Annotated in this window: 23 protein-coding genes; 11 read left to right on the forward strand and 12 right to left on the reverse strand. The window is 39.2% G+C overall.

Annotation, left to right across the window (positions count from 1 at the left end; translation table 11 throughout):
• Window positions 1–51: 51 nt before the first annotated feature.
• The 4 genes from F565_RS0108495 to nadC form a co-directional block, all read right to left on the reverse strand.
• The gene (locus tag F565_RS0108495) at window positions 52–1278 is read right to left on the reverse strand and encodes a GAF domain-containing sensor histidine kinase (RefSeq protein WP_020212792.1); all 1227 of its coding nucleotides are present in this window, start codon (window positions 1276–1278) and stop codon (window positions 52–54) included.
• 379 nt (window positions 1279–1657) lie between these two features.
• On the reverse strand, window positions 1658–2086 hold the full coding sequence (locus F565_RS0108500) for a DUF2147 domain-containing protein (RefSeq protein WP_020212793.1): 429 nt from the start codon (window positions 2084–2086) through the stop codon (window positions 1658–1660).
• A 21-nt stretch (window positions 2087–2107) separates the two neighbouring features.
• Window positions 2108–3034 carry a YihY/virulence factor BrkB family protein gene (locus F565_RS0108505; RefSeq protein ID WP_020212794.1) on the reverse strand — a complete coding sequence of 309 codons (927 nt, stop codon included), beginning with the start codon at window positions 3032–3034 and terminating at the stop codon, window positions 2108–2110.
• Window positions 3034–3891 carry a carboxylating nicotinate-nucleotide diphosphorylase gene (gene nadC, locus F565_RS0108510; protein WP_020212795.1) on the reverse strand — a complete coding sequence of 286 codons (858 nt, stop codon included), beginning with the start codon at window positions 3889–3891 and terminating at the stop codon, window positions 3034–3036. Before nadC ends, F565_RS0108505 begins: the two co-directional genes overlap by 1 nt.
• Before the next feature lie 59 nt (window positions 3892–3950).
• Between nadC and F565_RS0108515 the strand changes: the two genes are divergently transcribed.
• Window positions 3951–4571 (forward strand): hypothetical protein, encoded by a 621-nt coding sequence (locus F565_RS0108515; RefSeq protein ID WP_020212796.1) that lies wholly within the window; start codon window positions 3951–3953, stop codon window positions 4569–4571.
• A 4-nt stretch (window positions 4572–4575) separates the two neighbouring features.
• Window positions 4576–5520 carry a 5'-nucleotidase gene (locus F565_RS0108520; protein WP_020212797.1) on the forward strand — a complete coding sequence of 315 codons (945 nt, stop codon included), beginning with the start codon at window positions 4576–4578 and terminating at the stop codon, window positions 5518–5520.
• 477 nt (window positions 5521–5997) lie between these two features.
• Here the strand turns inward: F565_RS0108520 and F565_RS0108525 are convergent, their stop codons facing one another.
• Window positions 5998–7173, reverse strand: coding sequence for a THUMP-like domain-containing protein (locus tag F565_RS0108525; RefSeq protein ID WP_020212798.1), 1176 nt, complete (start codon window positions 7171–7173; stop codon window positions 5998–6000).
• A gap of 2 nt (window positions 7174–7175) precedes the next feature.
• Window positions 7176–8282 carry an AI-2E family transporter gene (locus tag F565_RS0108530; RefSeq protein ID WP_035642057.1) on the reverse strand — a complete coding sequence of 369 codons (1107 nt, stop codon included), beginning with the start codon at window positions 8280–8282 and terminating at the stop codon, window positions 7176–7178.
• 245 nt (window positions 8283–8527) lie between these two features.
• Between F565_RS0108530 and F565_RS0108535 the strand changes: the two genes are divergently transcribed.
• The 6 genes from F565_RS0108535 (at window position 8528) to F565_RS0108565 (ending at window position 15621) form a co-directional block, all read left to right on the forward strand.
• The gene (locus F565_RS0108535) at window positions 8528–10264 is read left to right on the forward strand and encodes a ubiquinone-dependent pyruvate dehydrogenase (protein WP_020212800.1); all 1737 of its coding nucleotides are present in this window, start codon (window positions 8528–8530) and stop codon (window positions 10262–10264) included.
• 383 nt (window positions 10265–10647) lie between these two features.
• Complete coding sequence (gene pdxH / locus F565_RS0108545) at window positions 10648–11292, forward strand: pyridoxamine 5'-phosphate oxidase (protein ID WP_020212802.1); 645 nt, start codon at window positions 10648–10650, stop codon at window positions 11290–11292.
• A gap of 177 nt (window positions 11293–11469) precedes the next feature.
• Window positions 11470–11919 carry a response regulator gene (locus F565_RS0108550; protein ID WP_020212803.1) on the forward strand — a complete coding sequence of 150 codons (450 nt, stop codon included), beginning with the start codon at window positions 11470–11472 and terminating at the stop codon, window positions 11917–11919.
• 155 nt (window positions 11920–12074) lie between these two features.
• Window positions 12075–12596, forward strand: a complete 522-nt coding sequence (locus tag F565_RS0108555) for a SixA phosphatase family protein (RefSeq protein ID WP_020212804.1) — start codon at window positions 12075–12077, stop codon at window positions 12594–12596.
• Entirely contained in the window at window positions 12562–14673 is a 2112-nt protein-coding gene (ppk1, locus tag F565_RS0108560) for a polyphosphate kinase 1 (RefSeq protein WP_020212805.1), read from the forward strand. The genes F565_RS0108555 and ppk1 overlap by 35 nt, the downstream gene beginning before the upstream one ends.
• Window positions 14674–14730: 57 nt before the next feature.
• A complete protein-coding gene (locus F565_RS0108565; protein WP_020212806.1) occupies window positions 14731–15621 on the forward strand; it encodes a Ppx/GppA phosphatase family protein in 891 nt (296 codons plus the stop codon).
• Window positions 15622–15741: 120 nt separating this feature from the next.
• Here F565_RS0108565 and F565_RS0108570 read toward each other — a convergent pair whose 3' ends face one another.
• From F565_RS0108570 to F565_RS0108595, 6 genes are all read right to left on the reverse strand, one after another.
• Window positions 15742–16590, reverse strand: a complete 849-nt coding sequence (locus tag F565_RS0108570) for an aldo/keto reductase (RefSeq protein ID WP_020212807.1) — start codon at window positions 16588–16590, stop codon at window positions 15742–15744.
• Window positions 16591–16625: 35 nt separating this feature from the next.
• Window positions 16626–17663: an OmpA family protein gene (locus F565_RS0108575; protein WP_020212808.1), complete on the reverse strand. Its 1038-nt coding sequence runs from the start codon at window positions 17661–17663 to the stop codon at window positions 16626–16628.
• A 122-nt stretch (window positions 17664–17785) separates the two neighbouring features.
• Window positions 17786–18934 (reverse strand): hypothetical protein, encoded by a 1149-nt coding sequence (locus tag F565_RS0108580; protein ID WP_020212809.1) that lies wholly within the window; start codon window positions 18932–18934, stop codon window positions 17786–17788.
• Between the two features lie 61 nt (window positions 18935–18995).
• Entirely contained in the window at window positions 18996–19562 is a 567-nt protein-coding gene (locus tag F565_RS0108585) for a pentapeptide repeat-containing protein (RefSeq protein ID WP_020212810.1), read from the reverse strand.
• Window positions 19563–19601: 39 nt separating this feature from the next.
• Complete coding sequence (locus F565_RS0108590; RefSeq protein ID WP_035642050.1) at window positions 19602–20126, reverse strand: DUF6265 family protein; 525 nt, start codon at window positions 20124–20126, stop codon at window positions 19602–19604.
• A gap of 70 nt (window positions 20127–20196) precedes the next feature.
• Window positions 20197–21108 (reverse strand): NAD(P)/FAD-dependent oxidoreductase, encoded by a 912-nt coding sequence (locus F565_RS0108595; protein ID WP_020212812.1) that lies wholly within the window; start codon window positions 21106–21108, stop codon window positions 20197–20199.
• A gap of 177 nt (window positions 21109–21285) precedes the next feature.
• On the opposite strand from F565_RS0108595, the gene F565_RS0108600 reads away from it, so the two are divergent.
• The 3 genes from F565_RS0108600 to pyrF all read left to right on the forward strand — a co-directional run bounded on the left by F565_RS0108600 (window position 21286) and on the right by pyrF (window position 23887).
• Window positions 21286–21657: a Fur family transcriptional regulator gene (locus tag F565_RS0108600; protein ID WP_020212813.1), complete on the forward strand. Its 372-nt coding sequence runs from the start codon at window positions 21286–21288 to the stop codon at window positions 21655–21657.
• Between the two features lie 88 nt (window positions 21658–21745).
• On the forward strand, window positions 21746–22819 hold the full coding sequence (prfA, locus tag F565_RS0108605) for a peptide chain release factor 1 (protein WP_020212814.1): 1074 nt from the start codon (window positions 21746–21748) through the stop codon (window positions 22817–22819).
• Window positions 22820–23071: 252 nt separating this feature from the next.
• The gene (gene pyrF / locus F565_RS0108610) at window positions 23072–23887 is read left to right on the forward strand and encodes an orotidine-5'-phosphate decarboxylase (protein WP_020212815.1); all 816 of its coding nucleotides are present in this window, start codon (window positions 23072–23074) and stop codon (window positions 23885–23887) included.
• Window positions 23888–23904 lie beyond the last annotated feature (17 nt).

Here is a 23904-nt window from a genome sequence, read left to right on the forward strand (position 1 = left end):
AAATTCCTCGGTCAATTGTTTTGCGGTTGGCAAATTTTGAATCCGGTATTGCTAATTATATTCTGATATTTCGGTAAGTTCCTCTGTCTTATTAAATTTAAAAGGTATAGATACTATAAAAGTTGTGCCTTTATCTTTACCGGGGCTCATGGCATAAATATTACCATTATGCAGCTCTATAAACGATTTAGATATAGAAAGTCCCAATCCGTTAGATGTTTCTTTACCGGTAGGGGTAGAGCTAAGCTTGGCAAATTTGGTAAACAGTTTTTGCATATCGCTAAAATTAAGACCCTGGCCTTCATCTTTAACCTCTATGTGTACATAATTTCCGGCTTCGCGGGCAGTAACCTTTATGGTAGTATCGTGGTACGAGTATTTAATGGCATTGCTAAGCAAGTTATGCAATACATCAGATATTTTTGTGCGGTCTGCCTCAATTTTAGGCAGGTTTTCATCGCAATGAAACTCAATAACCTGTTTTTTGCGCAGTGCTAAAAGTTCAAAATTATTAAGCAGCCTTACAAACATCTCTTTAAGGTCTACTTCTTCAACAGAGAGCATCATGTCTTTATCCTCCAGCTCGGACTGTTTTAAAAGTTCGGAAAGTTTAGACTGTATGCGCGATACCGACGAGTAAATATTCTCTGTCATACGCTCTACACTTTGCGGGCTTTTAGAAATTATCTCGTTAGCCAGTTTTATAGAGGCAAGCGGATTTTTAATTTCGTGCAGTGTAATGTTCATCAGGTTAACCTGAGACTCTATAGATTTGCGGTAGCGCAGCCTGTTTTCCAGCTTATCTATAACTATAGATGCCAGTGTTTTAAGCATTGTTAACTGCTCCTCTGTAGCCTCGCCGGGTTTAGAGTCTACCACGCAAATGGTACCTACATTATGGCCTTCGGGCGATTTTAGCGGTGCACCGGCATAAAAACGTACATCGTCTATAGGCAGGGCAGGATTGCTAATAAGCTCAGGAACAGTAAGGGTATCTGTAAAAATAGTAACATTATCATTTTTTATGGCAATGGTACAAAGGCTTTCGGCCCTTGGCACATCGTCCATCAATAGCATGCTTACGTTAGATTTTACAAACACGCGCTCTTTGTCAACAAAGTTAATGTACGCGCTAGATGTATTAAAAATTTGCGCAGCAAGCAGTGCGAGCTTATCAAAGGTATCTTCAGAGTGGGTATCCAATATCTGGTAGTCCTTAAGTTTTTCTAACCTAAGGAGTTCATTGTCGGGTACTGAATATGGTCTGCGATACGTCATTAATAGGTTTAAATATATATTTATACTGTTGGCGAAATTACATCATAATTTTAACTTAAATGCTCTATTGCGCAATCTTGTAACTAAAACGACACGATGTTATAAACCGTTTTTTTTTAGAGTTTACCCAATATGCTCTTTTTAAAGGGACTACTAATTAATTCCCAATTTACAACATTTATCCCAATGTATGTTTGCTGTAAGATGTTAATGGTTTGTTAAGCTAAATATTTGATTTTAAGGGCAATTATAATCCTTTGATTTAAAGATGTATGCGCGCATAAAGTTGTGTATATCAAAAATAAAAAAGGAACCTCATTTGAGATTCCTTCTGATATTTGTACTGTGCTTACTTATAACTGCGACTAATACTAAACACTTATTTAACCCTGTACCACGTTTGGGAGCGGCCTATAAGCGATATGCCCATGTAACCACGAACACTTAATTTATCGTTACCATCAAGCTTAATGGTGCAGCTGTACAGCTTGCCTTTTTGCGGGTCAAGGATATCACCATCGGTATATTCGTTACCATCTTTTTTAAGGCCTTTAATTATAGTAAGCCCCAGTATGGGTTTGTCTTTATCTTCGCCTTTACAGTTCTGGCATTTAGAATCTTTTTTGGCGGGGTTAAGTATCTCTACCACCTTGCCATAAATTTTGCCGTCTTTTTCGTAAACCTCTACGATAGATTTTGCTTCCTTGGTTTCATCGTCTATGGTTTTCCACCGTCCGGTAACCTGTGCCTGTGTACTAAACATGCCAGCCACGGCAATAAATAATACTGTAAATAAATATTTTCTCATAATTTAAAGTTGTTATTAATTCTAAATGTACAAATTTTTCCGCTTTAATTTATGAATAAGCGCATTTAATTCGAACCCCAGGAGCAAAATAAAGCAGTTTATCCATATATATAGCATTAATACAAGTAGCGTGCCAATAGACCCGTACAACTCATTATACTTGCTAAAACGCACCACATAAATACTAAACCCAAAAGATGTTACACCAAAAAGCAGCGTACTAAAAACCGACCCATAGCTAAAAAATGCGGCACCGCGGGTTTCTTTAGCTGCAAATTTAAACAACAGCGACGTAGTGGTAAGTATCATAAGGATAAGGAACAGGTAACGCCCCAATTGCAGTAAAAAATCATCCTGGCTAATAATGCCACGGCTTGCAAGGCTGCGTATAACCACCTCAAACGTTACTATAGAGGCCACTGTAACAATTAGCAGCAGCGTAAGCACCAGCGACAGCGCAATGGCCACCCCATATTGCCTAAAGTAAGTGCGCTTTATAGTAATGTGCATACTGTTCTGGAAACCGCTTAGTATGGCATTTAGCCCATTACTCATAAGGAGTATGGAAAGTAAGATACCCGTAGATAACAGGCTCTTGTGGCTGTTAAGTAAAATATCGGTAAGGATGCCCGATATGGCATCGTAGGTTGTGGGCGGAACATTATCTGCCACAAACTGCATAAAATCTTCCTGAAATCCCTCGATAGGAATGTAGGGTATAAGGTTAAGGATAAAAAGTGCAAAAGGGAACAGCGACATAAAAAAGCTGAATGCAATGGCACCCGCCCTGTAGGATATATCGCCTTTAAGGATGCCCGTAATATAAAGCTCAGCAAGGTGGTAGAGCGTAAGCCCATCGCTGTACGGCAACTTTATGCTTTTGCCAAACCGCACCAGGTATTTTAGTACCGGTACCTTTTCGAGTTTATGTTCGAGCGCCTGAGACATTAAAATGCTTTTAGGCTAAGATCCATATTATAAACAGAGTGGGTAAGTGCCCCGCTCGAAATATAATTTACCCCACATTCGGCATAATGGCGCATGGTATCTTCGTTAATGCCGCCGCTGCTTTCCGTTTGGCAATAGTTGCCAATAAGTTGTACAGCTTCTCGGGTTTGGGCATAGTCAAAATTATCAAGCAGTATGCGGTGCACACCGGGGTTGGCCATAATTTCGCGCACCTCATTAAGGTCGCGTGCCTCTACAATAATTTTAAGATCCAGGTTATTGGCCTTAAGGTATTCCTGCGTTTTAGTAATGGCAAGGGTAATGCCACCTGCAAAATCTATATGGTTGTCTTTAAGCATCACCATATCATACAGGGCAAAACGGTGGTTCTCGCCGCCGCCTATTTTTACAGCCCATTTTTCGAGCGCGCGAATGCCCGGCGTGGTCTTGCGGGTATCTAAAACCCCGGTGCCGGTACCTTCCAATATTTTAACGTATTTAGCGGTTTTGGTGGCAATGGCACTCATGCGCTGCATGGCATTAAGCACCAGCCTTTCGGCCTTAAGGATGCTTTGCGAACTGCCGTGTACATGAAAAGCCACATCGCCATATTTTACGGGTGTACCGTCTTGTATAAAAACTTCAAATGTCATGGCAGGGTCTACATAAGCAAACACCTGACGGGCAAAAGCCACCCCGGCAAGCAGGCCGTTATCCTTAACCAACAGCTTAGCGCGGCCTGTAGCGCCGGCGGGTATGCAGGCAAGCGAACTGTAGTCGCCCGGGCCTACGTCTTCGCGAATAGCATTTGCAATTATTATATCGAGCTCTTTCTGGAATTGACTGTCAGATATCATTGTATGGTATTATAAGGCTAAAATAGTGAATTTTTGCGGAATGGGCAGCTATTAAAATTATGTTAAAAATACCTAATAGTGGGTATAGGTGTGTTGTAGGAAAAGGTGTAGATTGTGAAATGTTTAAACCCTTAATTATCAAAAAAATGAAATTTAATTTTAGAGAGTTAGATGCTGAAATCAGACAATTGATGCAGATTGAATTTGACTTTGATGTTACTTCAGAATTATTGTATAACAGTAAAAGATTTAGTGCTTATGGAATAGAAAAGTATCCTGATTTTTTTAAACAATCCATTACTAATGGAGATGAAGAAACTTTGGCAACAGCATTGACTATTGAATGTTTTAATGAATATGAGGATCGTAATTCTAAAAATGGAGTAATATCTGTTAAAGTTCCAGTAACTGCTAACGTCACATTTGCTGAAGGTGAATTTAATAGATTTTATATTAGAGCTATTTGTCGAAAAGCAATAGCAAACAACGAATTTGTGACAGCATATAGGGCAAGAAACTCAGAAAAACCAAGAACTGGTTCTGAAGAGTTGTTAGGGAAATTAATAAATCCGACAGACGTTTTAAATGATCTAAGAAAGAATATTGGGATAGACACTGCACTTGGACTTCCGAATGGGCCTAATAGTGGTTTAAGTATTGAACGAATAATAATTAAATAATATTATGGCAGTAGATTTTTCGGAAATTTTAGTTGTTGGTGTATCAAGTAGATCACTTTTCGACTTAGAAAGTGAAAATAAAATTTTTGACAATGAAGGAATAACAAGTTATAGAGACTATCAACAGTTACATGAAAACGATGTTTTACAACCAGGAACAGCTTTTCATCTTGTACAAAGCCTTTTACATCTAAACAAAGATGCTAAAAAACGAATTGTTGAAGTGATCGTTATGTCGAGAAATAGTCCTGAAACTGGTGTTAGAATTATGAATTCAGTTCAACATTATGAATTGGATATTACGAGGATGGCATTGAGTGGTGGTGAGCCTTTAGCCCCTTATATTGATGCATTTGATATAGATTTATTTTTGAGTAGAGATTTAAACGACGTACAATCTGTAATTGATTCAAAAGAATGCGCAGCTGCGATTATATATGATCCGCCGACTGAATTTAATCCAGTTGATAATAGAGTTAAAATAGCATTTGATGCAGATGCAGTACTTTTTTCGGGAGAATCTGAACATCGATATAAAACTGAGGGAATGGAGGAATTTCATAAATATGAAAAGGAACATGAAAATGATCCTTTAGGTGAAGGTCCATTCGCTAAACTTTTAATCAAACTTTCGAAAATTCAAGAAGAACTTCCTACATCAATAGAATTATCCCCGTTAAGAATCGCTATAGTTACAGCAAGAAGTGCACCTTCACACATGAGAGTTATTAAAACACTTAGAAATTGGGGGGTATATGTGGATGAGGCTTATTTTTTAGGTGGGTTATCAAAAGATAAAATATTGAAAGCATTTGGAGCACATATCTTTTTTGATGATCAGGAAATACATTTAATTGAAACATCTAAACACGTCCCTTCAGGTCAAGTACCTTATGCTACAGATTCACCTTTATTCATTTTAAATAGGGATAATTTAAGTTCTAAGTAATAGACTAATCTTTAGCATTTAATCTTAAAATAAGATTTGATAGAATAATATTGTATTACGCTTAACAATTGGTACAAAATGTAAGACCTCTCAGTAAAGAAATTTGTAAAACAACACCCTATAACCGCAAAGGGGTTTTGGGTGTTTTATTTTTGCATCCGTGCCTTAAGATAGCTACATAAAAATGCTACAACAAAAATTAGCGCGGTATTGTAAAATTTGTATATTAATCGCAAATCAAAACAATCGCCATGAAAAATCTCCTCATTGCCTTTGTAGTATGCTGCTTTTAGGTAGTAGCCGTTGCTCAGTCTGAAATAGAGAAACAACTGCAGGGCACATGGAAGATGACCGAAATGAATGTGAGCGGGCTATACGCAAATGCCGAAACTAAAGAGATTGCTATTAGCTGCCTTTAATGCCAGATAAAAAAAACCACTCGGTAATTAAAAAAAGGCGAGTAACCACCACAAATGCTTACGCTTTACTGCATAGTAAAACAACCTTTTCATTTTTAAGGTTGGTTGTAAAAAAAGCGTATGTATCGCCGCCGTCTTTAATTTTCCATTTCTTAAGGATATCCGTTACCTGAAGCGGGAAATTTCGTGCCGTTACATTCATCTTTTTGCCCTCTATATGCTGTTTAATTTCGGCTTTTTGGTAAGGAAGTACCTGGTTAATATTGAACCTGCGTCCGGGAAAGTTTATAAGAATATCAGAAGTGTATAACTGCGAATGCTTATGCAGTTTTTGCAGGCTGTATACTGTGCTTACAGCATCAAAAGCCCCCGATTTCATAATGGCACTGTTAGGCTCATACAGGTATTTTTGGGGCAGCCCGTAAACTGCTTCGGTATCATTATCATATGAGGTTTCAAAAGTATCAATGCCCTCTTTAGCCAGGTTTACAGCAACAAGGGAAGGAGTGCCGGTGTAGCCTTTTTGAAGCATCCAAAGCAGTTCTTTAACCTCATTGTTTACAGCCACAATATGTATAGCTTTTACAAAATGAAGCTCGCCCAACCCCGCAGTAATATCAAGCAGGGGAGCAGTCTTTATAAGTATGTTATTGGTGTATTTAAAATAAGTTTCGAGTAAATCAGGAACGCCTGGCAGGCAGTCCTTAAGCATAAAAACCTTGCCTTTGGTGTCACTGCGTCGGGCAGGGTCGGCGTAGAGCCAGTCCCATTGCTTATCGGCATTAATAAGGGTATCAAGGCTGTCGCCCGCTATGCACTGTATGTTATCTGCGCCAAGCACCTTAAAATTATGTTGGGCAATAACCGAAAGCTCTGCATTAAGTTCGCAATGGCTTACAATGGTCACGGTTTTCGAAAAAAAGTAATCGTCTATACCAAAACCCCCGGTAAGGTCTATTAGGCGTTCGCCCGAAACAAGCCCTGATTTATACAATGCCGCAGCCTCTGATGAGGTTTGCTCAACTGAAATTTTAGAAGGGTAAACTATATCCTGAGCTGCATACCACGTAGGCAGTTTGTCTTTAGCACGTTGGCGTGCAGCAATCTGGTTTAGTATTTCTGTCCAGTCAGCATCCGGAAAAGGGTTCTTTTGCAGTGCCAGTTGGGTAACGGGCTGCGTGGTATTTTCGCGAATGTATGCCTGTATTTCAGGCTTTAATAAATTTGAGAGCAAGATTATATATCTTTAGTAAGTGCTTTAACAACAGGGTTTTTAGGGAAAAATTCTTTTGCAACCACCTTAAGCACAGTATATAATGGTATGGCCACTATCATGCCCAGTACGCCAAATACAAAACCGCTTACAAGTATCACTATAAAAATTTCCAGTGGGTGCGAGTTCACACTATTTGAAAATATGAGCGGCGAGCTAACATTATTATCTATAAACTGCGCTATGCTGTAACCTATAATTACGTATAAAGTGGTAGATAGCATTTCTCCCTGTGTTTCCGGCCCAATGTTACCCAGCAAAGTTAGTACAATTACTAAAACGGTGGCAATTACAGGACCTATATAAGGTATAATATTAAGGAGCGCTGTTATAAATGCAATTATAAATGCATTTTTAACCCCAAATATAAGCAGTACTATCAGGTAAATGCTAAAGAGTACCGCAAGCTGAACTATAAGCCCTATAAAGTAGCGGCTAAGCAGGTAATTTACTTTGCGCAGGGAGTTAAGTATTTTGTCTTCATGCTCATCGGGTAATAATTTGCGGGCACCTGCAAAAAATAACTTGCGGTCTTTAAGGAAAAAGAAGGTAATAAACATTACCGATGCTAACCCCATACCAAAACCACTTAGTATGCCTATAAGCGAATTAAGTAATGCGGGTATAAAGTTAAAATTGAGTTTAGAGGTAAGGTTAGCTTCTTTGATCATTTTTTGGGTATCTATGCCAAAATAGTCGTTTACGCTATGCACCATGTTCATGACATCCGTTTCCAGTTTGGCAGTATCCAGCAGGGACAGGTTTTCACTCTGGGTAACTATAAGTGGCACAAACATCATGATGAAGCCTGCAAGCAAACCAAGAAAAAGTACCAGTGTAAATATGACGGCTAAGATGTGCGGAAACCGCAGTTTTCGTTTTAAAAAGAATACAACAGGACTCGCTACCATGCTTAATATAAGAGCTACAAACAAGTAAATAAGAACCGTTTGTATTTGGTTTAAAAACAAGAGCAGTATAAAAATTGCACCGAGCGTTAATACGGCGCGCACTATACCGTGAGAGATAATTTTAGGAGTCATTAAGGTAGTAGTTTGGTGTTTAGACATCGAATTTAATAAAAAAAAGGGCATTACTTTATGGTTTAATATAAGATTATGACAAACCTTACTATTGTGGCTTATAAAGCGCAGCATATTTATTAAAAGCTATATTTTATGCTAATTATTTAACAATCGTAAGTACGTATAAAGCAGCTTTAACATATTTTAACACAGAGCGTTATAGATGCGTTAATTGTTTACAGGCAGGTGCGTTTAATGCCTAAATTGTGGCATCAATAAATCACGACACAATGGGAAAAAAAGTAGCCGACCAAATAGTACAAATGCTTGCAGATAATGATGTAAGAAGAATATATGCCGTTACCGGCGACAGCCTTAACGAACTTAACGATGCCGTGCGCCGCGATGGTCGCATACAATGGATACATGTAAGGCACGAGGAAGCAGGTGCCTATGCCGCTGCCGCCGAAGCCGAACTGGATGGTTTTGCGGTATGTGCGGGTAGTTGTGGCCCCGGCCATGTGCACCTTATAAACGGGCTGTATGATGCCCACCGTAGCGGGGTGCCACTGCTTGCAATAGCCTCAACCATAAATACTCCTGAGTATGGGGTAGATTATTTTCAGTCTACAAATACCACAAGATTGTTTGATGATTGCAGTTGTTACAATGAGGTAGCCAGCACACCGGAGCAGGTGCCTACAATGCTGCAAAGCGCCATACAGCATGCACTGCATCACAAGGGCGTGGCCGTAATAGGATTGCCGGGAGATGTATCTGCTATGGATGCTGTAGAGCCTGTGGCGGCAAAGAAAAATTACCGTAACAATCCGGTTATACGCCCTAATAATCATGAACTTGCACAAATGGCTGCAATTTTAAATGCCGGGCCTAAAGTCACTATTTTTTGCGGTACCGGAGCTGATGAAGCCCATGACGAAGTAGTAGAACTCGCGGGTGCCCTTAAAGCCCCTGTAGGCTATTCGTTTAGGGGTAAAATGGGTATGCAGTATGATAACCCTTATGAGGTGGGGATGACCGGTTTGCTGGGTTTGCCATCTGCCTATCACAGCATGCATGAGGCCGATGTGATATTATTGTTAGGTACTGATTTTCCGTATACTGCGTTTATGCCTGCGGATAAAAAGATCATTCAGGTAGACCTAAAACCGGAGCGTTTAGGCAGGCGTGCCAAACTGGAACTTGGCCTTTGCGGTAACATAAAAGATACCATTGCAGCATTGTTGCCTATAATCGAAACGAAGCAGGATGATACCTTTTTAATGGCGCAACTGGCGCTGTATGAAAAGGTAAAAGACAACCTTAATATCTATGTAAAAGACAGCGGTGAGAGCCATAAAATTTCGCCCGAATATGTAGCGCATACCATTGACAGGCTGGCAGATAGAAACGCTATTTTTACGGTAGATACCGGTATGTGCTGTGTGTGGGGTGCCCGTTACCTTAACGCTACGGGAGAGCGTAAGCTGTTAGGTTCTTTTAACCACGGTTCTATGGCAAATGCTATGCCTATGGCTATTGGTGCGGCACTTAGCCATCCTGATAAACAGGTAATTGCATTTTGTGGCGATGGTGGCCTTTCTATGCTGCTTGGAGACCTGGCAACCATACACCAGTACAAACTGCCTGTTAAAATTATAGTGTTCAACAACAGGTCGTTAGGGATGGTAAAGCTGGAAATGGAAGTTGCCGGATTACCTGATAACCAAACGGATATGGTTAACCCCGATTTTGCTATGGTTGCACTTGCCATGGGCTTTAGGGGCATTACTGTTAATGAGCCTGATAATCTTGAAAATGCCCTGACTGAAGCCTTTGCAATTAATGGGCCGGTACTGGTGAATGTTATGACAAACCCGGACTCGCTTGCCATGCCTCCTAAAATAGAGTGGAAACAAATGGCGGGTTACACCACTACGATGACCAAGCTAATTTTGGGCGGAAAAATGGACGAAGTTTTAGACACTGTAAAATCGAATTACAAACACTTAAAAGAGATACTATAAAATTTAACATATAGGTGTGTATAACAATTTAGCAGTAATTTCGTGTTTTTTGCGTTGTGTGCAAAGGGGCTTTTAACGGTAATTTGCGACATGCAAAAGACAACAAAAAACCACTTTGAACACGAACTGGTCAAAATTGAGCGATTTTTGCAAAAGCTGTATGTATACCACTTTACAGCATTTACTGAAGAAATGGCTTCAGCGATAGTTTAAATTTTTTTGCCACGAATTTCACGAATTGACACGAACTCAAAATTTGTGAGATTTGTGGAATTCGTGGCAAAATTTTATTGTAATAGTCGTTTCAGTAAAATCAGGAAAAACAATTGTAAATTTGTGGATGATCTAAAAATCAAATCTTCCAAAATCTAATTATCCTAAAAATGGCCGACTTAAGCAACTATAGAAGATCATACGAAAAAAGCGAACTTACAGAGCAACACCTGCCCGAAGACCCAATGGCACTTTTTAAAACGTGGTTTGCAGAGGCAGAAGAAGCTGTGCATAAGCATGAGGTAAATACCATGACAGTTTCTACTTTTGGGCTCGACGGTTTCCCAAAGGCGCGTGTGGTATTGCTTAAGGGTTACACGTATGAAGGCTTTACGTTTTTTACCAATTATGAGTCGGAGAAGGGGAAAGCCATTGCGGCCAACCCTAATGTGTGTTTGTCATTTTTCTGGCCGGAGCTGGAGCGTCAGGTAATTGTAAAAGGAGTTGCAGAAAAAGTTTCGGCGAATGCCTCTGATGGGTATTTTGATGTACGCCCCGAAGGGAGCAGGCTGGGAGCCATAGTATCTCCGCAAAGCGAAGTTATACCATCGCGTGATTTTTTAGAAGAAAACCTAAAACAACTTGAAGCCAAACTGGAGGGCAAAGAAATTGTACGTCCGGACTATTGGGGTGGGTATTTAGTACGCCCGCTTTCGGTAGAGTTTTGGCAGGGCAGGCCTAACAGGCTGCACGACAGAATACGATTTACAGAGCAGGAAGACCTGAGCTGGAAAATTGAAAGGCTGGCGCCTTAAATGATCCGCAGATGGGTATTCGGAAATCCTTAGCATATTTGAAGACAATTTAAGCCACTTAATAAGTGGTTTTTTTTATTTATCTCTAAAGGGTATTTACTCCTGTTAATTTTTAACATTTGTTTATAATCTAATATACTTATTTTTGTAAAAACACCATTTACCAACTACAGCACTATGAATTTAAGCGGCGATATCATTATTATTGAAGACGACCAGGAAGACAGGGATATCCTTCAGGAACTTTTAGAAGAAGTTTTAGAAAAAAATAACTACGACAATAAAATAGTCCTGATACCGGATAGCACTGCAGTTTTAGATTATTTAAGATCGACTAAAGATTCGCCATTTCTCATAATATCAGATATCAATATGCCTAAGCTTGACGGCTTTAAATTAAGGCAGCAAATATTTGAAGACCAGGATTTAAATGATAAGTGCATACCCTACGTTTTTCTTACCACATCGGGAGATAATGTAGATTTCATGAAAAAGGCTTATGGCTTATCTATTCAGGGATATTTTACCAAGCCAAATGATTTTACAGAGTATCAAAGCCTGCTGTCAGATATCGTGCGTTACTGGAAAGTAGCTAAAATAGCAAATAGGGTGGGATATCCTTATTAATGTATGTTTTAAAGTATTTATGCAGCAGTTTACAATGTATGTAATTGTTGCATAATACTTTATTTTCTTCAATTTTAAGAACGCATTAACAACTTTTAAATTTATCGCATTAAATTTTTCTATATATTTAAGTTTAGTAACTGAAATATGAGTGTATGAAAAATTTAATTCTGATACGTCACGCTAAGTCCAGCTGGGATGCTCCGCTAATAGATAAAGACCGCCCACTTTCTAAACGAGGCATAAACGATGCGCACCTTATGGCTGCCCATGTAGAGGAGCATTTGCCAAAATCGTATGTGGTATGGAGCAGTACTGCGCAGCGTGCTAAAAATACCGCTTATATTTTTGCCGAAAACCTTTCGATACCCCAGGATACCATAGTTTTTAAGGACGACCTATACACTTTTGACGAAAAAAACCTTGCCGACATTGTAAAAAGCTGCAATAACCAATTTGATAACCTAATTCTTTTTGGTCATAATGGCGCGATTACTAACTTTGTTAATACCTTTGGCAATCGCGCTGTAGAAAATGTACCTACAGCGGGCTTTGTGTCGCTTTCTTTTGAAGGGAATGACTGGAGCGACATTACAAAAGGAACGACAGAAACAGTACTATTTCCAAGCGATTTAAAAAAATATGATCCACCATTTACAGGTAAACAGGTATATTGACAGGGAGAAAAGCTGGCTTGCATTTAACGCCAGGGTATTACAGGAAGCAGCCGATGAAACAGTGCCTTTGCTGGACAGGCTGAGGTTTTTAGGGATATTTTCTAATAATTTCGACGAATTTTTCAGGGTTCGCTATGCTGCTATACGCCGCCTTAGCCTGGAGGGTATTACCAGCGAAGAGCTGCCTGCAAATAACTCTGCCCATAAACTGCTGAGCGAAATTACAGAGATTGTTATAGAACAACAGTCAGAAAGCCTTCGTATACTTAGCGTTATAGAAAGGGAGATGGAGCGTGAAAATATTTTTATGCTTAACGAAACCCAGCTTAACCAGGAGCAGGAACATTTTATAAAAGACTTTTTTATACAAAAGGTAAGCCCGGAGCTGGTTACCATAATCCTTAACGACCTCGAAGAGTTTCCGCTGTTAAGAGATACCGCAGGGTACCTTGCAGTAAAACTTATAGTGAGGGAGCGCTACAAAGGGCCGGACGGTATAGAGGTAAAACAGGAGGTACGTTATGGTGTTATAGAGATGCCGCGTACTATAAGCCGTTTTGTACAACTGCCATCGCAGCCGGATAAACACTGCATTATAATGCTCGATGATGTTATAAGGTTTAACCTGCACAACATTTTTAATATATTTAAGTACGAGAGCATATCTGCCCACATGATCAAGATAACGCGCGATGCCCAGCTGGACCTTGACAGCGACCAAAGCAAGAGCCTCATGGAGAAAATATGGACGGGTGTTAAAGACAGGCGCATAGGCGAGGCAGTACGCTTTGTATACGACCAGGCTATAGATGAAGATACGCTCAAGTATTTTCTTACCAATATGCACATCGATTCGTCCGACAGTATAATACCGGGCGGGCGTTACCACAACCGCCGCGATTATATGGGCTTCCCCAACCTGGGCAGGCAGGATTTACTGTACCAGCACAATGTGCCGCTACCGGTAACAGGCCTAAGTCTTGAGGGTAGTATACTGCAAAAAATAAGGAAAAAAGATTACCTGCTGCATGCGCCTTACCAGTCGTTTGCTTACGTTATTAAGTTTTTGCGTGAGGCTGCCCTGGACCCTAAGGTAATGACTATAAAAATTACCCTGTACAGGCTGGCGAAAAACTCGCAGATAATTAGTTCGCTTATAAATGCGGCTAAGAATGGTAAAAAAGTAACGGTACAAATAGAGCTGCAGGCACGTTTTGATGAGGCCAGTAATATTACGTATGCAGAGCAAATGCAAACCGAGGGCATTAACCTTATATTTGGGGTTAAAGGGCTTAAGGTGCACAGTAAAATATGCTCTGTAGAACGCCTTGAAAATGGCAGGATAAAACGTTATGGCTTTATATCTACCGGCAATTTTAACGAAAGCACCGCCAAAATATATACCGATGTTACGCTGTTTACGGCGCATCAGGAAATATTGAAGGAAGCAAACAAGATATTCGACTTTTTTGATGTTAACTATCGTGTGCACCGCTATAAGCACCTCATAGTGTCGCCGCATTATACACGTTCCCGATTTTATAAACTGATAGACAGGGAAATACTTCATGCCATTGCCGGTAAAGAAGCATACATAAAATTACGTATGAACAGCCTTACCGATTTCAGGATGATAGATAAACTGTATGAGGCAAGCAGGGAAGGTGTTAAGATACAGCTTGTTATACGCGGTATGTGCTGCCTTATACCGGGAGTAGAGGGTATGAGCGAAAATATAGAGGCTATAAGTATAGTAGATAATTACCTGGAACACTCGCGCATTTACATTTTTGCTAATGCCGGCGACCCTGATATTTACATTTCTTCGGCTGATTTTATGACGCGAAACTTAGACTCAAGGGTAGAGGTAAGCTGTCCTATTTATGATGCTGATGTTAAGCAGGAACTGTTAGATATATTTGAACTGGGATGGCGTGGCAATGTAAAAGCCCGCTACCAAAGCGAAAATTTAGAGAACAAATACCGCAAGCAGCCTAAAGCAAAACCGTTTAGGGCACAGGTAGAAACCTACAATTATTACAGGAACAAACTCGAAGTTATTTACGAACAATTATAAAAGGTTCTTAGAGCCTTAGAACCTCAGGTTCTTAGTCTCTTAGTCCCTCCTGAAAGAATGATTAACATAAAAAAATATGCTGCTATAGATATTGGAAGTAACGCCATGCGATTGCTTGTATCTAATATTGTAGAGCAGGATGGTAAAGAACCGCAATTTAATAAGAGCTCGCTGGTACGTGTGCCTATTCGCCTTGGTCAGGACGCTTTTACAGTTGGCGAAATTACAGATGAGAATATAGAGCGTATGGTTGATGCCATGAAAGCCTATAAACTTATCATGAAAATTCATGGCGTAGAGCGTTATATGGCCTGCGCAACATCGGCCATGCGGGAGGCTTATAACAGCAAAGAGGTTGTAAAAATTATAGAACAGGAAGCTGACATTAAAATAGAAATTATAGACGGAAAAACTGAGGCTGCTATTATAGCATCTACAGATTTGCAGGAGTTTATGAAACCCGACCAAACCTACCTTTTTGTAGATGTGGGCGGTGGCAGTACAGAGTTTTCGCTGTTTGCCGATGGTAAGATCGTAGCCAGTAAATCGTTTAAAAACGGTACTGTAAGGCTTCTTAATAACATGGTTAACGATGTGGTGTGGCACGAAATAGAAAAATGGATTCATTCCGTTACCGAACCTTACGAAAATATTAATCTTATAGGTAGTGGCGGTAATATAAACAAGTTGTTTAAAATGAGCGGTAAAAAGCAGGACAAACCTTTGTCTTACTTTTATGTGCACTCGCAATACCAGTTTTTAAACGGTATGAGCTATGAGCAACGCATATCTGACCTTGGGCTGAACCCCGATCGTGCAGATGTTATTATTCACGCTACCCGAATATATCTTAACGCTATGAAATGGAGTGGTGCACGAAATATTTTTGTACCTAAAATAGGGTTGAGTGATGGTATAGTTAAGGCAATGTATTACGGACGGATATAAGTTTTTTATCTGCACATAGCAAAGCGAATGCATTTATGAAGTCTTAATTGCTAAAATATTTTAAATAAAACTTAAAAAAAACTGTTCAGTCGTGAACAGTTTTTTTTATAAGTTTAAAGATTAAAGCTTGTTTAATTCAACAAGATCTTGTTCGGTTAGGTTTATTGAACCTGTTTCTAAATTTTGTTCAAGGTGTTTTACTTTTGATGTTCCGGGAATAAGCAAAATGTTATCGGCATGGTATAACAACCAGCTCAATGCTATTTGCTGCGGTGTAGCGTCATGTTTTTGAGCAATTGTCTGCAAAACTTCTAACGCTTTTACATTACCTGCATTTAACGGATACCACGGAATAAAAGCAATGTTATTGGCCTTGCAATATTCCAGTACGCCTTCCCATTTACGGTTGTCTACACTGTACATATTTTGTACAGATACCACCTCAAAATACTGCTGTGCATGTTTAATATCTTCCACACTAACTTCAGACAGGCCAATGTGTTTAATCTTGCCGTCCTGTTGCGCCTGTTTTAAAAACTCGAAAGTTTTTCCTGCCGGTACTTTAGGGTCAATACGGTGCAGTTGGTAAAGATCTATCCTGTCAAGCTTAAGGCGTTTCAGGCTACCCTCTAAAGCTTCTTTTAAATGTTCGGGACTGGCATCTACCGGCCATTGGTCAGGGCCTGTGCGAAGTAATCCACCTTTAGTACCTATAACCAGCCCTTCAGGATACGGGTACAGAGCTTCGGCAATTAACTCTTCAGATACGTGCGGGCCGTAACTATCGGCAGTATCAATAAAATTAACCCCCAGTTCTACGGCGCGTTTAAGTACCCTTATAGCCTCGTCCCTGTCTTCGGGTTCACCCCAAATGCCTTTTCCTGTAATGCGCATTGCACCATAGCCTAAGCGGTTAATGGTTAGGTCGCCACCTATGGTAAATGTTTTTTTTATATCTGTATTGCTCATTGTGATTGTAAAAATTATGTTGATTGTTATTTAGTTTAAAATTTAACCAGCTCAACCCTGCGGTTTTTGGCTTTGTTTTCGTCAGAAGTATTAGGTGTCAACGGTTTTTCTGCACCATAGCCCGTAGACTTAAGATTGGCTTTTGGGATACCAATGGCAACAAGATAATTCATTACCGTAGTGGCCCTGTCTACAGATAGTTTTTTGTTTTTATCGGGCGTTCCTGTATTATCGGTATGGCCTTCTATAGATAATTTCAGGGTGGGGTTAGCTTTAAGCACAGCAGCAATCTCGTTTACAACTTCCTGTCCGTCGGCTTTAAGAGTGGCTTTATCGGTATCAAAATTGATATTCAGTACCGCTTTACCGGCAGCATCAATATCTTTCTTAATGGTTTCGGCAGTAATTTTAGTAACGGCAAGGGTTTCAAGGTTGCCTTTTTCTAAAATGGTAATGGTGCCACTTTCATTATTCATGAGGCTAAACTGGATCCACACTTCTTTATCTTTAGTACGGATAACAAATGTTTTAACATCATCCAGCAAATTAAAATCTATAGAGTGGCCGTACTTTTTGTCAACAAGTTCTTTATTGCCAATGCGGTCAATTTCCGATTGTGGTACCGGTACATTATTAACCTGAACGCCGCCCAATGCAAGTATAGCTTTTTCGTAGCTTTTCTCTACCACAAGGCTGTTAAAAGAGCCGGTTCCCTGTTTTTTCTCGATGCGTACTTTACAGGTTTTTCCTTCCTGAGGTATAAGCTTACCATTCACGGCAAAGTATTCTTTGTCATAATCTGATATTTCGCCCGGTTTAATACCATCATCCCCATATCCGTACTTATAAGTATCGGGCGCGTTGAGGTACGGAAATTTCCCTAAGTCTTTATCCGATACCGGAATGGTATTTATATCAAAAGTGGCATTTTCAGATGCCGCGCCTGCAGTTGGTGTAGTTACAGTAGTGGTGCTGTCTTTCTCTATTTGGGTGGTTGTAGTTTCTGCAGATTGCTCTTTTTTACAGGCAATAAGGCTAAGAAATAAAGCAGTACATAAAAATATTTGTTTCATATTACAGTTGGTTGTTTGTAGTATGAAGGTAAGAATAATCTTTGAATGTAATGTTTATTGTATGCTAATATTATATTTCATTAATAGCCGGTAACCCATTCATGGCATATTTAATACTTGTATTAATAAACGCCAGGAGTTCCCATATTATAATTTGATTTTTGTGTTATAAAATGTTCATTTGGCAAATGAAACCAAGTCAATGAATTCTCTTCATTAATTATTTCGATTTTATTTTTATAGTTACGAGGGTTTTGAAACAAATTTTCAATTATTGCTGAATTAGCATTAGGATCCTGATAGATGATTTTTTTTATCCTATTATTATTTAAATGGGAAAACAAATGTTGATCAATCTCCCTATTAAAGGTCGGAAATGAATATCCTATTATAATAAGTATTTCTGTATCATACATAACCTTTTCAACTTCTCTATAAAGCTCACTATTTAAATTATGTTCCCATGCATATTTTATATATTGATCAAAATCTGCCGAACCTCTTTTTGTGTCCTCGAAAAGACCTGTAATATGATCCCAATAAGCTGTAAAATCATTATCGATATTTAACTCAAATGTGCCTTTTTTTCTGTCGAGAAAAAATCCTCTATGTCCATTAAGATGATATACATCATTAGCTAAATTATTATCAATCTTGAATTTAAAAAAAAATGTGTTTAGGTCTTCAAGACTTTGTACCTCATCGTCTTTCAAAAAAGATTTAAATGTTTTCTCTAATTGCAAATCGTAGTTCCAACTTATAAATTTGAAACTATCATTCATTTTAATTTTATTATCTAAACCTTTTTTCAGTAAAATAGAAAATAGGCTTGTGTATCTATAATCAATCGGCTTATAAATTTTCTCAGGTATTAAGTCCTTATATCTTAATTCATAAAAATTTTCCCAAAGGTCAAAAAATACACTAACTGACATTTTTAACAATCTAAGTTCTTCAGTTTGTTCAGTCAAGAAGAGCTTCCTTGCATATGTATCTACTGTGTTGAATTCGGATGCTTTTTTTCCAAAATATCCAATGTACCATAAAATTTTTTCTTTTTCATTCCCTAAATTTTGAAATTCTTTCATTTCAAAATTATATCTACTATTTTTTTTTTGTGTGAGAGTTGCGTTATTTATTGTAAAGGAATTAGTTTTTCTAAAATTTAATTCATATTGAGATAATTTCATCATCAATTCAGCTTGCTGATTTAATATTGGACATGAATTATAACTTGCCCCCGCGCCTAAATAATAAGTAATTTTTGCCATTATGATTGAGTGAATGATACTTACAAATATATCATTTAATACATGATTATGAATGTAATGTTTATTCTATGCTAATATTATATTTCATCAACAATCCGGCAACACCCTCTCGGCTAAAACGTGCCTTTTTAATACGGTTAAGTTCAGGGTCAAAACTATAGTTATATGCCGTCCTGAAATCTGCTTTTTCCAGTACCGCCTGCTGAAAGATAGCTTTGTTAAGGTCGCAATCGCTAAACGTAGCACCAGTAAGGTCAGTTTCATTAAAATCAGCTTCCTGCAGGCCGCATTTTATAAATTTAGTATTCTTAATTTTTAACCTGTAAAAAGAGGCGAGCTGCATATTACAGCCCTCAAATTTTAAGGATAGCAAAAAAGGATCGCAAATACTAAAGTTAAAACCCAACAGCTTGCAGTTAACAAAAGTTACATCTTTAAAAGCGGTGCCTTTAGCCTTCGCCATACCCAGGTTGCAGTCTTCAAAACGGCATTCGGTAAAAATAAAACCGGTAAGGTTGGCATCGGTAAAATTACAGTCTGTAAAAGTGCAGTTATCATATTCGCCATAGGCCAGGGCATTACGGCTAAAATCTTCTTTCTTAAAAACGGTAGTTTCTATAATATCCATGAGGTGGTTTTGTACCGCTAAAATAAGAAGTAAAAACCGTTATTTTTTCCTTTTCATGGGGAATTGTTCTACCGCAGGCTTACCATTCTGTGTGCCTGATATTTCTGCCATAAGTGAGTCGTTAGTTATTTTTGTGTAGGTTATGCGCTGCGGAAAATCGTGCTTTTTGTTTTCAAAAACATAAGTGTTTGCCGTAAAACTTTTTAGCGTGAATGATACCGGCTTAGCGTCATTTTGTTTAGGTGTAGTAACAATATAATGCAGCGAGTCGCCCTTTTGGTCGAGCACAACGGTTTCATAAAACAAGGTGTCTTTATCCTTTGTAACAGTACTTTTAGCTGTAAAAACCGAGTCGTTAACCTTTGTCCATTTTTCGGTATACAAACCGTCTTTAGTCAGGTTTTCCCAAGTACCTTCCAGCCAGGCAAACTCCTTTATTTTGTCATAACGCTGCGTAGTTTTAACGTCATCGCTAAGTGGTACTTTAGTGGGCGTATCATTATTTCTGCATGAGGTAAAAAATGCAGTCAGGGTAATGGCGGTTAATAAGGTTTTTGTTTTCATAAAAAGGTTCATTGGTTATAAGCAAATTAACCAAAATTTTTGATATCCCAATATGATTTTTGTCAGCTATTTAAAAACTTTCCGCCTGCATTTCATGGTTTATAAAAGCACCGGCACGCATACCATCTGCTACGGCTACAGCTACAGATCGCATCATGGTTGTACAGTCGCCTGCGGCATAAATACCTGCTACAGTGGTTTTTTGCATTTCAGCAGTTTGTATAAAGCCATTTTCGTCTACTGTACAGCCCAATTGTTGTGGAATGTTGGTATGCTGTACAAAAGGAACCCTGCTGTACATAACGGTAAAGTTATGGATGTCGCCGTTTGCTAAAACAATATTTTTAAGCTGGCCGTTGGTTTGGTTAAGCGAGGTAACCGGGGTTTCTATAATTGATATATCGTGCTTTTTTAGTTTACCAAGCTGTTCGTCTGTAAAATTCGCCTTGCCATTGGTAAAAATGGTAAGGTCTTTTGTCCATTGTGTTAGTAAAAAACCATAATGATAAGCCGCCTCGCCATTGGCAAGTATGGCAGTTTTCATGTTTTTAACCTCATAGCCGTGGCAGTATGGGCAGTGAATTACAGATATTCCCCAGCATTGCGCAAAGCCATCAATGTCCGGCATAATATCTTTTATACCTGTGGCAAACAACAACTTTCCGGCTGAAAAAGTTTCGTTAGCATCGGTAATAATTTCAAAACCGGCATCTGTTTTTAAACCCTGAGCAGCTTTAGCTTCCAAAAACGTAACAGTAGGATATTTAAGTACCTGCTCTTTAGCTTTCACCGAAATTGTCCCCGGGGTTTCGCCATCGTGTGTTATAAAATTATGCGAATGCGGTGTTTGCCTGTTGCAGGGTTCGCCGGCATCTATAATTAAAACGCTTCTTAATGCCCTGCCTAATGCCATAGCTGACGATAAGCCTGCATAACTACCGCCTATAATAATTACCTCGTAGTCTTTTTTCATTTTATTCATTTATTGATGAGGGAACGCGGATGACACGGATTTAAAACAGATTTGCGCGGATTTTAACACGACAAATCCGTGAGATCCGCGATTGCGCAGCATCCGTTTTATCCGCGTTCCATTTTTCTTTTATGTTGGCAAATATAAATATATTTCGTATTATTGCAACATAATTGCATTAATAAAATGAAAAGAAGAAACACACCTGCTAAAACTGCGGTACTAAATATTTTGCAACAGGCACAATCGGCCCTGAGCCAGGACAGTATAGAAGCTGAGGTAAAGGGGGAGATGGATCGTGTTACGGTATATAGGGTGTTGAACCGTTTTTGTGAAGACGGTATTACCCACCGCATACTGGCAGATGATGGTAAGTACTACTTTGCCCTGTGCCTAAATTGCAATGAGGAAAATCATGACCATGACCATTTTCATTTTCGCTGCTTAGGTTGCCAGAAGGTAGAGTGCCTTAAACAGCAGGTACAGGTTATACTGCCACAAGGCTACCGACAGAATGCCATTAGCAGCTGGGTAACGGGCTATTGTAAAAATTGTTAGCAAACGGAACACTTTTTGTATAGTATATACTATATTGAGTATCAAAAAAATTATGTAATTTTGCAGTTCCAATTAAAGGGAAAAGACTATGTTAGACAGGTTAATGATCATAAAACAGCGTTTTGACGAAACTTCAGACCTTATTATCCAGCCGGATATTATATCTGACCAAAAACGTTATGTGCAGTTAAATAAAGAATATAAAGAACTTAAGGCGCTTAATGAAAAGAGGGAAGAATACCTTGCCCTTACCGCCAATATTAATGAGGCCAACGAAATTATTGCCGACGGCAGCGATGCCGAAATGGTAGAAATGGCTAAAATGCAGCTTGACGAAGCTAAAGATAGGCTTCCGGAGCTTGAGGATGAGATTAAGTTTATGCTTATACCTAAAGATCCTGAGGATGCCAAGAATGTAATGGTAGAGATCCGCGCCGGTACCGGTGGCGATGAGGCCAGTATATTTGCAGGCGACCTTTTTAGGATGTATACCAAATACTGCGAAAATAAAGGCTGGAGAACCAGTGTTGTAGACGTAAGCGAAGGTACATCGGGCGGGTTTAAAGAGGTAATATTTGAAGTAAGTGGCGAAGATGTTTACGGTACACTTAAGTTTGAAGCCGGTGTACACCGTGTACAACGTGTACCGCAGACTGAAACCCAGGGGCGTGTTCACACATCTGCTGCTACGGTAATGGTGTTGCCGGAAGCTGAGGAGTTTGATGTACAGCTTGATATGAACGAGGTACGTATAGATTACTTCTGTTCGTCTGGTCCCGGTGGGCAGTCGGTTAACACGACTAAATCGGCGGTACGTTTAACGCACTTACCCACAGGCCTTGTCGCTCAGTGCCAGGATGAAAAATCGCAGCACAAAAATAAAGATAAAGCAACCCAGGTTTTACGCTCGCGCCTTTATGAAATGGAGCTTGCCAAAAAACAGGAAATAGATGCAGCTACACGTACCTCTCAGGTAAGCAGTGGCGACCGTTCGGCTAAGATACGTACCTACAATTATTCTCAGGGGCGTATTACAGACCACAGGATAGGGCTTAACCTGTTCGACCTTGATGGGTTTATGAATGGTAACATCCATAAAATGATCGATGAGCTACAGCTTGTAAACAATACAGAGAAACTTAAGGAAACTGAAGTTTATTAATTATAGTAATCCCGCTTCGGCGGGATTTTTTTTGCTCTCTACGTTCAGGAAGAAGGAATGCGGATGCTGCGCAAATACTTATTAGCGTGGATTTTATTTAGCAAATCAATGTAATATGTTCGTGCCCTGAAAAATCCGCATTAATCCGTTCAATCCGCGTCATCCGCGTTCCATTTTTTGTTAAGGTTCCATCTTTTCAAACAAAAAACGTATTTTTGCAGCCACAAACTACAAACAATACAACTGCATAGCATGACTACACAACAGTTATACGAACAAATACAACAAAAAAAATCTTTTCTAAGCGTAGGCCTCGATGTAGACCTTACCAAAATTCCGCAGCATTTACTGGCTACCGAAGACCCTATCTTTGAATTTAATAAAGCCATTATAGATGCTACCCACGATCTTTGTGTGGCCTACAAACCCAACACTGCTTTTTTTGAGGCATACGGACTTAAAGGCTGGCATTCGCTTGAAAAAACGATACAATACCTAAACCAAAAGCATCCTGAACAATTTACAATTGCCGATGCCAAACGTGGCGATATAGGCAACACATCGGCTATGTATGCCAAAGCATTTTTACAGGACATGGATTTTGATTCTATTACCGTAGCACCTTATATGGGGAAGGATAGTGTGGAGCCATTTCTTGCTGTTAAAGATAAATTTACCATACTGCTGGCATTAACCAGCAACGAAGGTGCTTTTGATTTCCAGACTAAAAAAGTTGATAGCGTTGAGTTATATAAAACAGTTTTAGAAACATCTAAAACATGGAAAAACAGCGAAAACCTAATGTATGTAGTTGGTGCTACCAAAGCCGAATATTTTACGGAGATTAGAAAGATTATTCCTGATAGCTTTATCCTTGTTCCCGGTGTGGGAGCGCAGGGTGGAAGCCTTAGAGAGGTTTGCAAATATGGTATGAACGATAAAGTTGGCCTGCTTGTAAATTCATCGCGTGCTATTATCTATGCTTCAAGCGGAGAAGACTTTGCCGAAAAAGCGAGGGAAGAGGCTTTGAAAGTGCAGAAGGAAATGGAAGAGATATTGAATAAGTAAGCAAGAATAGTATTATG

Source organism: Flavobacterium rivuli WB 3.3-2 = DSM 21788, assembly GCF_000378485.1.
Classification (GTDB): Bacteria; Bacteroidota; Bacteroidia; order Flavobacteriales; family Flavobacteriaceae; genus Flavobacterium; species Flavobacterium rivuli.